The sequence below is a fragment of the Streptomyces sp. NPDC058796 genome (assembly GCF_042745235.1).
Lineage (GTDB): Bacteria > Actinomycetota > Actinomycetes > Streptomycetales > Streptomycetaceae > Streptomyces.
The window spans coordinates 241659-254057 of the sequence record NZ_JBHYOP010000005.1 but is presented as its reverse complement, the minus strand read 5'-3'; the positions used below and the strand labels follow the sequence as shown (position 1 = coordinate 254057).

Genomic DNA, 12399 nt, shown 5'->3' with positions numbered 1-12399 from the left:
GCCGTGCGGCAGCGGGTGGCCACCGCGGTGTGGCGGATCGTGCTGGCGGCGGGACTGGTGTGCGGGGTCGGGCTGCTGCCGTGGCTGACGCGGACGGACCCCGCCCACACCGTGCTCAAGGCGCGGTCCGCCGAGCGCGAGCCCACGCCCGAGGTGCTCGACGGCATACGCGCACAGCTCGGGCTCGACGGCGGGCCGATGCACGTGCTCGGGCGGTGGCTCGGCGGGCTGGCGCACGGGGACGCCGGGCGGTCGTGGATCTCCGGGAGCGACGTCCTGCCCGACGTCTTGCGGGCGCTCGGGGCCTCACTGCTGCTCATGTCCGTCGCGCTCGTCGTCGCCGCCCTCACCGCCGGGATCGTCTGCGCCCGCACACTGCGGCTGGGCGCCCGGCGGCGGCTCGACGGGAGGCGGCGCGGGGGGACCGGGTCCGCCGTGATCGCCTCGCTGCCCGAGTTCCTCGTCGCCTCCGTGCTCGCCACCGTCGTCGGGGTACAGCTGGGGTGGCTGCCCGCGCTGGGGTGGTACGGGGCCCAGTGGACCGTGCTGCCCGCGCTCGCGCTCGGGTTGCCCGCCGGGGCCGTGATCGGGCGGCTGCTGGATGATCTGCTGCCGGGTGCCTTCGGTGAGCCGTGGGCGCTCGCCGCCGCCGCCCGCGGCCTGACGGGCCGGCGGATCGCACGGCAGGCGCTGCGGCGGTGCGTGCCCGCGCTGCTGCCCAACCTCGGGCTGTTCGTCGTGGGGCTCACCGGCGGCGCCGTCGCCGTCGAGCAGGTCTTCGACATCCCGGGGCTGGGCCGGACCACCCTCCAGGCCGCCCTCGCCCAGGACCTGCCCGTCCTCCAGGCCGGCACCCTCGTGCTCCTCCTGCTCGCCGCGCTCGCCACCGGCGTCACCCGCCTCGCCGCCCGCCTGCTCACCGGGCCCGCCCTGCGCGACGGCGCCCTGTCCTCCCTGCACCGACCCACCCCGCCCGCCCGCGGGCTGCTGCCGCTCGTCTACGGTGCCGTGCTGCTCGCCGTCATCGGGGCCGGGCTCCCCCGTGACCCGCTCGCCCTCGACACGGGGGAGCGGCTGCTGGCGCCCTCCCCCGACCATCCCTTCGGCACCGACTCCCTCGGGCGCGACCTGCTCGCCCGCGTCGGGCACGGCGCGCTCGACACCCTGCTGCTCGCCTCCGCCATCAGCGCCGCCGCGCTGCTCGCGGGCGTACTCCTCGGGCTCGTGCCCCGCGTGTCCGGACCGCTCGTCGACACCGTCAACGCCGTGCCGCCCGTGCTCGTCGCCCTCCTCGTCACCGCCGTCGCGGGCAGCGGAGCGGCCACGCCCGCCCTCGCCGTGGGCGCCGTCGCCTGGGCGCCGCTCGCCGCGCACACCGCCGCGCTGCTCCGCCAGGAACGCGCCACGCTGCACATCACCGCCACCCGGGGGCTGGGCGCCGGACGCTGGTACCTGCTGCGCCGCGAACTGCTGCCGGCCGTGCTGCCCCCCGTCCTGCGCCACGCGCTGCTGCGGCTGCCCGCCGTCGCACTCTCCCTCGCCTCCCTCGGGTTCCTCGGGCTGGGCGCACAGCCGCCGTCGCCCGAGTGGGGGCTGCTCCTCGCCGAGAACCAGCCCTACGCCGAACGCGCCCCCTGGGCCGTCCTCGCCCCCGCCGCCGTCCTCGCCCTGCTCGGCGCCCTCGCCGTCACCGCGGCGGGCGGACTGCGCCGGCCCCGGAGGCGACGTGAAGCGGTCGAACCGGTCGCTCCGGAACAGCCGACCGCGGAGAAGGAACTGGCCGGCGCACGATGACCTCGCTGTTCACCGGCCGGAAGGCAGGCTCCGCCGCCGCCCCCGCGGCCGCGCCGCTCTCGCCGCTACTGCGCCTCCTCGTCCTCACCCAGCTCGCCTTCAACATCGGCTTCTTCGCCGTGCTGCCCTTCCTCTCCGAGCATCTGGGGCAGGGCATCGGCATGGCCGGGTGGCTGGTCGGGTTCGTGCTCGGGCTGCGGACCTTCAGCCAGCAGGGGCTGTTCGTGGTGGGCGGGGCGCTCGCCGACCGGTACGGCGTCCGGCCCGTCGTGCTCGCAGGGTGCGTGCTGCGGATCGCCGGGTTCGTCTGGCTCGGGTTCGCCGAGCGGACCGGGGCCGTCGTGGCCGCCGTGCTGCTCATCGGGTTCGCCGCCGCGCTCTTCTCCCCGGCCGTCGAGTCCGAAGTGGCCCGGCAGGCCGTCGTGTGGGAGGAGACGGGCGGTGGGGACCGGACCCGGGTGCTCGCGCTGTTCACCGTCGCCGGGCAGGCGGGGGCCTTCGTCGGGCCGCTGCTCGGCGCGCTGCTGCTGGCCGTCGACTTCCGTACCGCGTGTCTGGCCGGGGCCGCTGTCTTCGTGCTGGTCCTCGGCGGGCACGCCTGGCTGCTGCCGCAGCACATTCCGGGGCGGGCGAAAGTCCAGGTCAAGGGCGGCGCGCGGCTGCTGCTGCGCAACCGGCGCTTCCTCGCACTGTGCTGCGCGTACGGCGCCTACCTGCTCGCCTACAACCAGCTCTACCTCGCCCTGCCCGCCGAGGTGGAGCGGGCGGCCGGTTCACAGGCACCGCTGGCCTGGTTGTTCGCGCTGTCCTCGCTGCTGGTGGTGACGGCGCAGTTGCCGGTGACGCGGTGGGCGGGGGAGCGGCTGGCACCGCGCCGGTCGATGGTGGCGGGGCTGGCGCTGGTCGCGGCCGGGTTCGGTGTCGTGGGTGTCGCGCGGCCCGCCGGGTGGACGGGGACGGGTGGGCTGGTGCCCGCCGCCGGGTTCGTCGTCCTGCTCACCCTCGGGCAGATGCTGGTCGCGCCCGTCGCCCGGGCCTGGGTGCCGGACCTGGCCGAGGACGGACGGCTCGGGCTGTACACGGGGGCGCTGTCCTCGGTCTCCGGGCTCATCGTGCTCGTCGGCAGTTCCGCGACCGGGCTGCTGCTGGACGGTGGGCTGCCGAGCGCCGTGCCGTGGCTGGTCCTGGCCGCCGTACCGCTGGCGGCGGCGGGGTTGCTGCCCCGGCGGCACTGAGTCCCGTCCGTCCATGAGCCACAGGGTCAGGCCCGACACTCCGGCCGCGCTCAACAGGGCTCCCGGTACACGCAGCCGAGGCTCTTCGAAAACCGCCGCGAGCGGGAGGAAGTGCAGCCCCACGACGATCGCGATCAGCGGGGGAATGAGTGCGGGCGCCCCGGCGCGAGCGCACACCTGGGCGGTGATCAGGCGCAACAGCCACTGGAGGCCGTTGATCTGGACGAATCGCCGGCGCCGGTCGGCGGGGAACGGACCGTCCGCCGACGCGGGAAGAACGCGGCGCGCGGTGAGCATCAGCCCCACCGCGACGGCACAGCCGGCCAGGACCCCGGCCGGCCGCACAGAGCCGCCGACCGCACTCGAGGCCAGCAGCCACCAGCCCAGCCCGAACAACGCGAGGACCCCACCCCTGACTTGCACATGATCGACACCCTAGGCGGAACAGCACCGCGCCCACGGGAATGGTGAAGTCCGACGAAGGCCGACGGAAGGCAGGGCGCCGATCCCTTCCCCGCCCCGGCTCACCGGGCGGCGGGCTCCCGCGCCGCCGCCCGCGCCAGTGCCCGCGGCACCCGCCACAGCCACAGCACGTCCCGGCCGAAGGACCACACCAGCAGCCCCAGCGCCAGCACCACCACACCCGCGTTGGCCGGCCGGGGGAGCAGGTCCGCGCCCGCCACCAGCAGCAGTACGCCCTGCAGCGCGGCCACCGTCTTGCGGGCCGTGCTCGGCGGCAGCGGGGCGGTCAGCCACGGCCACACGCGGGCCGCGGCGACGAACGCGTAGCGCATGCCGCCGATGAGCAGCACCCACGGGCCCAGGTCCGTCGCGACGTACACGCTGAGCACCAGGATCAGGAACGCGTCGACCTCCATGTCGAAGCGGGCGCCCAGCGGGGAGCAGGTGCCGGTGCGGCGGGCGACCTTGCCGTCCACGCCGTCCAGGAGCAGGGCCACGGCCGTCAGGCCGACGAGGAGGGAGACGGGCGGTGCGCCGCTGAAGGAGTCCGCGACCAGTGCCGTCACCCCGCCGACCAGGGTGGCCCGGCCGAGGGTGACCCGGTTGGCGGGGCCGAACGACGGCAGCCGGGAGCGGTGCAGGGCCCGGGAGAGCACCGCCCAGGACGCCAGGGCGAAGGCCAGGCCGGTCAGCCAGCCCGCGGTGCCCATGCCGATCGCGGTACCGAGCAGCACGAGCAGGAGGGTCTGCGCGGCCGCTCCCACCGCGGTCTCCTGCTGAACGGGCCTCGCGTCGTAAGCGTCATAAGCGTCGTAGGCGTTGTACGTGTCGTCGTACGTGTTGTTCAGGGCCACCGAACACCCTCCGGCCGAGTGACAGAGTCGATCGACGCCGCTACTGTGCGCGGCTCGTGCATCCCTCGGTACGTGGGCGGCTCGGCGATCGTTCAGGAGGACATCCGATGACAGGCACCGCACGCGCGTTCTGGCTCGACTCTCCCGGCCGGGGTGTGATCCGCGAGGTGCGGCTGCCCGGGCCGGGGGCGGGCGAGGTGCTGGTGCGTACGCTCTTCAGCGGGGTCAGCCGGGGCACGGAGACGCTCGTCTTCCGCGGCCGGGTGCCCGAGAGCCAGCACGCCGCCATGCGCGCGCCGTTCCAGGAGGGCGGCTTCCCGGGGCCCGTGAAGTACGGCTACCTCAATGTGGGTGTGGTGGAGGCGGGACCGGAGGACCTCGTCGGCCGGACCGTTTTCTGCCTGTACCCGCACCAGACGCGGTACGTCGTCCCGGCCGCCGCCGTCACCCCGGTGCCCCCGGCCGTCCCCGCCGGGCGGGCCGTGCTCGCCGGCACCGTCGAGACCGCCGTGAACGCGCTGTGGGACGCGGCGCCCCTGGTCGGGGACCGGATCGCCGTGGTCGGCGGCGGCATGGTCGGCTGCTCGGTGGCCGCGCTGCTGGCCCGTTTCCCGGGCGTCCGCGTCCAGTTGGTCGACGCCGACCCGGAACGGGCGAAGGTCGCGGACGCGCTCGGTGTCGGCTTCGCGCCCCCCGCCGACGCCCTCGGCGGCCTCGACCTCGTCGTGCACGCCAGCGCGACCGAGGCGGGGCTCGCCCGGTCGCTGGAGCTGCTGCGGCCGGAGGGCACCGTCCTCGAACTCAGCTGGTACGGCGACCGGCGCGTCGCCCTCCCGCTCGGCGAGGCCTTCCACTCCCGCCGCCTGACCCTGCGGAGCAGCCAGGTCGGCACCGTCTCCCCGGCGCGCGCGGCCACCCGCACCTACGCCGACCGGCTCGCCCTCGCCCTCGACCTGCTCGGCGACCCGGCGCTGGACGCGCTCGTCACCGGCGAGTCCGCGTTCGCCGATCTGCCCGACGTCATGCCGGGGCTGGCCTCCGGCGAGATCCCCGCCCTGTGCCACCGGATCAGGTACGCCGGGGACGACCACTGAGGCGGTGCCGGAGCATCGGCGCCTGACCTTGAGAAAGAGGTGCGGCCGCTGAACACGGGACGGCACCCGGCCGTAAAGGACGGTACCCCGCGCAGCGACAGGCGGGAGACCAGACGTGCCACACCGGGAGGGTCGTCCGTTGTTCAGCATCACCGTCCGCGATCACATCATGATCGCCCACAGCTTCCGCGGCGAGGTCTTCGGGCCGGCGCAGCGCCTGCACGGAGCGACGTTCCTGGTGGACGCCACCTTCCGGCGCGAGCAGCTGGACGACGACAACATCGTCGTCGACATCGGACTGGCCACCCGGGAGCTGGCCGCCGTCGTCAGCGAGCTGAACTACCGCAACCTCGACCACGAACCGGATTTCGCCGGCGTCAACACCTCGACCGAGTTCCTGGCGAAGGTCGTCGCCGACCGGCTCGCCGAGCGCGTGCACAAGGGGGCGCTGGGCGAGGGGGCCGAAGGCCTGGCCGGCCTGACCGTGACCCTGCACGAGTCGCACGTCGCCTGGGCGAGTTACGAGCGTGCGCTGTGACGGACGTGTCCACCGAACCGGTGGTGTCCCCGACGGCGGGGCGCGCTCGTCTCGCCCACGTGCCCGCACAGACGACGGCCGCCCCGAGGAACGGCGGGATCGTCCCCATGTCCCTGCGCTCCGTGCACTTCGTCATGCCCGGCGGGGTCGACGACCCGGCCGCGCCCAGCGGCGGCAACGCCTATGACCGGCGCGTGCGGCTGGACCTGCCCGGCTTCGGCTGGCGGGTGCGCGGGCTGCCCGTCGACGGGGCCTGGCCACGGCCGGACGAGTCCGCACGCGCCGAACTCGCGCGCTCCCTGCGGCGGTTGCCGGACGGAGCCGTCGTACTGCTCGACGGGCTGGTCGCCTGCGGCGTACCGGAGATCGTCGTCCCGGAGGCGGAGCGGCTGCGCATGGCCGTCCTCGTCCACCTCCCGCTGGGCGACGAAACCGGCCTCGACGCCGCCGTCGCCGCCGACCTGGACGCCCGCGAGCGCGCGGTGCTCCGTGCCGTCCCCGCGGTCGTCGCGACCAGCGACTGGGCGGTGCGCCGGCTCGTCTCCCACCACGGGCTCGACCCGGCCCGCGTCCACGTCGCCGCGCCCGGAGCCGACATCGCGCCGCTCGCGCCCGGCACCGACGGCGTCTCCCGGCTGGTCTGCGTCGCCGCCGTCACCCCGCGCAAGGGCCAGCACCGGCTCGTGGAGGCGCTCGCGGCCGTCGCCGACCTGCCGTGGAGCTGCGTGTGCGTCGGCGGGCTGGGGCACGACCCCGAGTACGTCGACCGGCTGCGGGAGCGGATCGCGGGGCACGGCCTGGCGGAACGGCTCGTGCTCGCCGGACCGCGGTCCGGCGCGGAACTGGACGCCACCTACGCCACCGCCGACCTCTTGGTTCTCACCTCCTACGCCGAGACGTACGGCATGGCCGTGACGGAGGCCCTCGCACGCGGCATCCCCGTGCTGGCCACGGATGTCGGCGGCCTGCCGGAGGCGGTGGGGCGCGCGCCCGACGGCGGGGTGCCCGGCATCCTCGTCCCGCCGGAGGAGCCCGCCGCGCTCGCCGCCGAACTGCGCGGCTGGTTCGGCGAGGCGGACGTACGGCGCCGGCTCAAGGCCGCGGCACGAGGCCGCCGCGCGGCCCTGAACGGCTGGGCGGCCACGGCCCGGAGCCTGGCGGCGGTACTGCACCGGCTGACGGACCAACCGCGGAGGGCGGCATGAGGAAGACGACGGCACCGGCCGCGGGGGCCATTCCTGCCCAGCCCGGCCCGCAGGACGCCGCCGAGTCCACGAACGGTGTGATCCCCGGCGCCGGACCGGCCGGTGGCCGGCCGACGCCACGACCGGCGGAGCCGCGGGGGGTTTCCACCGGGGGGCGACAGGGGGCGCGGAGCGCGAACCCGCCCACCGGCGCCGCCGAGCCCACCGACGCCGCCGAGCCTGCCGGGTCGGCCGCGTCCGTCGGGTCCGCCGCCTCCACCGGCTGGCCCGCCGCCTGGGCCGCCGGACGGTCGAGTGGGCACGCGGGCCCGGTGGGCACGCGAGGTGAGGACGGTCCCGGCCGTCGCGAGGAGCGGCAGGGTGAGGGGCTCACGGACGGCGGTGGTACCGACCGGGCCGCAGCACTCGCCCCCGGTCCCATCGCCCCTGCCGCCCTGCCGGGCACCGGGCGGCATCTCACCGACGACCCCGCCCGGCCCGCCGCCGAGCGAGCCACCCTCCGCCTCCGCGACCGCGCCCCTGGGCAACCCGGCGACCCGCCGCGCTACGCGCCCGAGTGGCTGCGGCTCCGCGAGCCCGCCGACGGCGCCGCTCGGTCGCACGATCTGCTCGATCCGCTCCGGATCCGCCTCGCCAACCTGCCGAGCCGGGCGGACGGGCTGGTCGTGCACGACGTGGGCTGCGGCACCGGCTCGATGGGGCGCTGGCTCGCCCCGCTGCTCGACGGCGCCCAGCACTGGGTGCTGCACGACCGCGACCCCTACCTCCTGCACTTCGCCGCCGTCGGCGCCCCGCGTTCGGCGGCGGACGGAAGCCGCGTCACCGTCGAGACCCGGCGCGGCGACCTCGCCCGGCTCACGCCGGACGCGCTGGCCGGCGCCGGGCTGGTCACGGCGTCCGCGCTGCTGGACGTGCTCACCGCCGAGGAGGTGGGCACCCTCGCCGCCTCCTGCGCCGCGGCGGGCTGCCCGGCTCTGCTGACGCTCTCCGTCGCCGGGCGGGTCGAACTCACCCCCGCCCACCCCTTGGACGCCGAGATCACCGAGGCGTTCAACGACCACCAGCGGCGCACCGGCATGCTCGGTCCGGACGCGGTGACCTGCGCCGCGGAGGCCTTCGCCGCGCACGGTGCCACCGTACGGGCGCACCCCAGTGCCTGGCGGCTGGGTGCGGGCGAGGCAGCGCTCGCCGAGCAGTGGCTGCGCGGCTGGGTCGCCGCGGCCGTGGAGCAGCGGCCGGAGCTGGGCGAGCCGGCCCGCCGGTACCTGGAGGAGCGTCTCGCCGCCTGTGCCGCGGGGGAGTTGCGCGTCGTCGTCCACCACACCGACCTGCTGGCGCTGTGCCGGCCGACGGGCGGTCCGGCGTGAGCGCGCCGACGGTGGCGGCGGGAGCCGAGCCCTTGCCGGCGGCGACGCCCCGGAACCCCTCGACCTCCACCACCACCGGCGGCGACGGCGGCGCGCCCCGCCGCCGGGCCGCCCTGCGCACCCGTCTGGGGACGCTCGCCGGCCTCGCCGTCCTCGGCGTGCTCCTGTGGCGGACGGGGACCGGCCCCCTCCTGGACGGGCTGCGCGGGATCGACGGGCCCACACTGCTGGCGGCCCTCGGCATCGGGCTCGTCACCACCGTGTTCAGCGCCTGGCGCTGGGCCCTGGTGGCCCGGGGGCTGCGCATCCGGCTGCGGCTCGCACCGGCCGTCGCCGACTACTACCGCGCGCTGTTCCTGAACGCCGCCCTCCCCGGCGGTGTCCTCGGCGACGTGCACCGCGCGGTGCGGCACGGGCGGAGCGCCGGCGACCTGGGGCGCGGAGTGCGGTCCGTCGTCCTCGAACGCGCCGCCGGACAGGCGGCGTTGATCCTCGTCGCGGTCGTCGTGCTGCTCACCATGCCGTCCCCGGTGCTGACCGGGGCCCGGCAGGTCGCGCCGCTCGTGGGGCTGGCGCTGGCCGGGGCGCTCGCCGTCGTCCTGGCCCTGCGCATGAACCAGGCGCCCTCCCGCGGGAGACGGGTGCTGCGGGCGATGCTCGCCGAGGCGCGCGAAGCGCTGCTGTCCCGGCGGAACCTGCCGTGGGTCGCGGTGTCGTCGGCCGTCGTCCTGGCCGGGTACCTCGCGATGTTCGTCCTCGCCGCCCGCGTGGCCGGCAGCGGCGCCCCCGTCGCCGTACTGACACCGCTGGCCGTGCTCGCGCTGCTCGCCATGACGCTGCCCCTGAACGTCGGCGGCTGGGGCCCCCGGGAGGGCGTCACCGCCTGGGCGTTCGGCGCGGCCGGGCTCGGGGCCGGCACCGGACTGGGCGTGGCCGCGGTGTACGGGGTGCTCAGCCTCGTGGCGAGCCTGCCCGGCGCCGTCGTGCTCCTCGTACGCCGGTACGGGGGGAAGCGCGCGGGGTCGGCGGCGGCCGAGTCCGGCCCCGGCGGGCACTACCCGCGTTCGCCCCCCTGCCGGGGCGCCTCCGCCGCCGTCAGGACCGAGAAATACGCCCCGAAGGAATCCGCGAGGCTCGCCAGCAGTTCCTTCCCCTTTTCCGCCGAACCGAGTGACGGGCGCCCGATGACACCGGAATCGGTATAGGCGGACATACCGAGGGAGAGCAGATGACGCCGGTCGTCCGCGACGAAGTCGGCGGCCTCGTAACCGGGCCGGACCAAATCGGGATGCGTGTGCAGAAGAATGGAGGTCTCTATTTCCCCCGCGTGCATGTCGGTGAGCAGCGAGGTGGCCACCCCCGCCCGCTCCCGGGCCGTCTCCCAGTCCTCCGCGGCCGGGAACAGCGCCATCCGCTCGCCGCGCGCGGAGGCCTCCTGGACGACGTTGCCCAGGACGTAGTTGCCGCCGTGGCCGTTCACGACGACCAGGGCGTCGACACCCGAGCGGCGCAGGGAGTCCGCTATGTCCCGCACCACCGCGTGCAGGGTGACCGCGGAGACGCTGACGGTCCCCGGCCAGTCCGCGTGCTCGTGCGAGCAGCCGACCGTCACCGGCGGCAGCGGGTGCACCGGGTGGGCGGCGGCGATGCTCCGGGAGACGGCGCAGGCGACGAGCGTGTCGGTCGCCAGCGGCAGGTACGGCCCGTGCTGCTCGTAACTGCCCACAGGCAGCACCGCCACCTGGCGCGGCGCTCCGGAGCCCCGCCCGCGCACGTCCTCGGTCGTGTCCGCCGGCACCAGTGAGACATCCATCCCCGCACGGCCTTTCGTCTCGGTCGAGAAAACTGTTGAGCCATTAGAGCACCTGTTGAGGAACGCGAGAATCATGACCGAAAAAATTGGTGTACTCGGCAAAAAAGCGGCGCAGCGCACGGATGTGGAGCGCGTCGTGGTGACACCGTTGCCCACCGTGTACGGGGAATTCCGGGTGTACGGCTACGTCGACCACGAGCGCGGTGACGAGCAGGTCGCCCTCGTCCACGGCGATCCGGGCACCGACGGGGTGCTCACCCGGCTGCACTCCGAGTGCCTGACGGGCGATGCCTTCGGCTCCCAGCACTGCGAGTGCGGCGCCCAACTCGCCTCGGCGCTGCGGGAGGTGGCCGCCGCCGGCAGCGGTGTCGTCGTCTATCTGCGCGGGCACGAGGGGCGCGGCATCGGGCTGCTCGCGAAGCTGCGTGCGATGGCGTTGCAGGCGGAGGGCCTGGACACCGTGGAGGCGAACCTCGCCCTCGGCCTGCCGGTGGACGCCCGCGACTACGGCGTGGCCGCCCGTATCCTGGCCGACCTCGGGGTGAGTTCGGTGCGCCTGATGTCCAACAACCCGCGCAAACGGGAGGCGTTGCTGCGGCACGGCATCGAGGTCACCGAGCAGGTGCCGCTGCTGATACCGCCGTGCGAGAGCAACATCACCTACCTGCGCACGAAGCGGGAACGTCTCGACCACCACCTGCCCCACCTCGACGCGGTGGCCCACCTGTCCTTCTGAAACAGGAGGAGCGTCAGTCCGCCACGGCGGCGGCCACCAGCCGCTTGAGGTCCGGGTAGACCGTGTGCGACGACTTCGGCCGCACCTGCGTCATGAACTGCACCGTCAGGTCGTGCTCCGGGTCGACCCAGAAGGTGGTCGTCGCCACCCCGCTCCAGCCGTACGTGCCGAGCCCGGACGGCGCCTCGGTGCGGCCGGGGTCGATCACCACGGAGATCCCGAGGCCGAACCCGACACCGTCGTTGCCGGGCCGGTCGTGCGCCGGGCGGCTGCCGACGGCGCGCAGGTCGGCGCCGCCGGGCAGGTGGTTGCGGGTCATCAGGTCCACCGTCGCGGGGGCGAGCAGGCGCACACCGTCGAGTTCGCCCCGGCGCCGCAGGAGTTCCGCGAAGCGGTGCACGTCGTACGCCGAGGAGACCAGGCCGCCGCTGCCCGACAGGAACCGCGGCCGCCCGCCCCGCAGCGGCAGTCCGGGGACCGGCTCGATGCCGCCGCCGTCCGTCTCGCCGTACAGTTCGGCCAGCCGGCCCGCCTGCTCGTCGGTCACGTGGAACCCGGTGTCCGTCATGCCGAGCGGCTGGAAGATCCGCTCGGCGCAGAACGCGTCGAGCGGCAGCCCGGACACCACCTCCACGAGCCGCCCGAGCACATTGCTGGCCACCGAGTAGTTCCAGCGCGTGCCCGGCTCGAACTGGAGCGGCAGACCGGCGTACAGGTCGACGGTCTCGGCCAGGTCGGCGCCCGGCCGCACCGACGACTCCAGGCCGGCCGCCCGGTACAGCGCGTCGACCGGGTGGGCGTGGTAGAAGCCGAAGGTCAGTCCGGCGGTGTGGGTCATCAGGTGCCGGACGAGGACCGGTCCGGCGGCGGGCCGGGTGACCGCCTCGTGCGCGGGCCCCTCCACGTACACCCGGGGCTCGGCGAACGCCGGGAGGTACCGGTCCACCGGGTCGTCGAGCGACAGCCGTCCCTCCTCCACCAGCATCAGCACGGCCACCGCCGTGACCGGCTTGGTCATGGAGTAGATCCGCCACAGCGTGTCGGCCGTCACGGGCAGTCCGGCCGCGACGTCCCGCAGGCCGTGCACGGTCAGGTGGGCGACGCGCCCGCCCCGGGCGACGGCCACCAGGAATCCGGGCAGCCGCCCCTCGTCGACCTGCCCGGCGAAGTGCCCGTCGAGCCGGTCCAGAGCCTTCGCGTCCAGTCCCGCCGCCTCCGCGTCGATCTCCTGCCGCAGCGGTGCCATGCCCATCGCCTCCCTGGTCGTTCACCGAGGTGCGTCCGGCATACCCCGCCAGGGC

Annotated in this window: 10 protein-coding genes and 1 pseudogene; 8 read left to right on the top strand and 3 right to left on the bottom strand. The window is 75.4% G+C overall.

Going from position 1 to position 12399, the window contains the following annotated elements; translation table 11 throughout:
* Window positions 1-3 precede the first annotated feature (3 nt).
* Window positions 4-1794 (top strand): ABC transporter permease subunit, encoded by a 1791-nt coding sequence (locus ACFW47_RS15370; RefSeq protein WP_386278332.1) that lies wholly within the window; start codon window positions 4-6, stop codon window positions 1792-1794.
* Window positions 1791-3029, top strand: coding sequence for an MDR family MFS transporter (locus ACFW47_RS15365; RefSeq protein ID WP_386306019.1), 1239 nt, complete (start codon window positions 1791-1793; stop codon window positions 3027-3029). Before ACFW47_RS15370 ends, ACFW47_RS15365 begins: the two co-directional genes overlap by 4 nt.
* A 524-nt stretch (window positions 3030-3553) precedes the next feature.
* On the opposite strand, the gene ACFW47_RS15360 is transcribed toward ACFW47_RS15365, so the two are convergent.
* A complete protein-coding gene (locus ACFW47_RS15360; RefSeq protein WP_386306018.1) occupies window positions 3554-4345 on the bottom strand; it encodes a CDP-alcohol phosphatidyltransferase family protein in 792 nt (263 codons plus the stop codon).
* A 107-nt stretch (window positions 4346-4452) separates the two neighbouring features.
* On the opposite strand from ACFW47_RS15360, the gene ACFW47_RS15355 reads away from it, so the two are divergent.
* The 5 genes and pseudogenes from ACFW47_RS15355 to ACFW47_RS15335 form a co-directional block, all read left to right on the top strand.
* The gene (locus ACFW47_RS15355; protein WP_386278326.1) at window positions 4453-5439 is read left to right on the top strand and encodes a zinc-binding alcohol dehydrogenase; all 987 of its coding nucleotides are present in this window, start codon (window positions 4453-4455) and stop codon (window positions 5437-5439) included.
* A 139-nt stretch (window positions 5440-5578) separates the two neighbouring features.
* Window positions 5579-5977, top strand: a complete 399-nt coding sequence (locus ACFW47_RS15350) for a 6-pyruvoyl tetrahydropterin synthase family protein (protein WP_386278324.1) — start codon at window positions 5579-5581, stop codon at window positions 5975-5977.
* Window positions 5974-7182, top strand: a complete 1209-nt coding sequence (locus ACFW47_RS15345) for a glycosyltransferase family 4 protein (RefSeq protein ID WP_386278322.1) — start codon at window positions 5974-5976, stop codon at window positions 7180-7182. Before ACFW47_RS15350 ends, ACFW47_RS15345 begins: the two co-directional genes overlap by 4 nt.
* Window positions 7183-7601: 419 nt before the next feature.
* On the top strand, window positions 7602-8549 hold the full coding sequence (locus ACFW47_RS15340) for a class I SAM-dependent methyltransferase (protein ID WP_386306111.1): 948 nt from the start codon (window positions 7602-7604) through the stop codon (window positions 8547-8549).
* Window positions 8522-9466: pseudogene (locus ACFW47_RS15335) on the top strand (YbhN family protein); the annotation flags it as partial. The gene ACFW47_RS15340 and the pseudogene ACFW47_RS15335, both read left to right, overlap by 28 nt.
* A gap of 137 nt (window positions 9467-9603) precedes the next feature.
* Here ACFW47_RS15335 and ACFW47_RS15330 read toward each other — a convergent pair.
* Complete coding sequence (locus ACFW47_RS15330) at window positions 9604-10362, bottom strand: creatininase family protein (RefSeq protein WP_386278320.1); 759 nt, start codon at window positions 10360-10362, stop codon at window positions 9604-9606.
* Window positions 10363-10435: 73 nt separating this feature from the next.
* Here ACFW47_RS15330 and ribA point away from each other — a divergent pair, with 73 nt between their 5' ends.
* Window positions 10436-11098 carry a GTP cyclohydrolase II gene (gene ribA / locus ACFW47_RS15325; protein WP_386278318.1) on the top strand — a complete coding sequence of 221 codons (663 nt, stop codon included), beginning with the start codon at window positions 10436-10438 and terminating at the stop codon, window positions 11096-11098.
* Between the two features lie 13 nt (window positions 11099-11111).
* Here ribA and ACFW47_RS15320 read toward each other — a convergent pair whose 3' ends face one another.
* Window positions 11112-12344, bottom strand: coding sequence for a serine hydrolase domain-containing protein (locus tag ACFW47_RS15320; protein ID WP_386306017.1), 1233 nt, complete (start codon window positions 12342-12344; stop codon window positions 11112-11114).
* Between the last annotated feature and the right edge of the window lie 55 nt (window positions 12345-12399).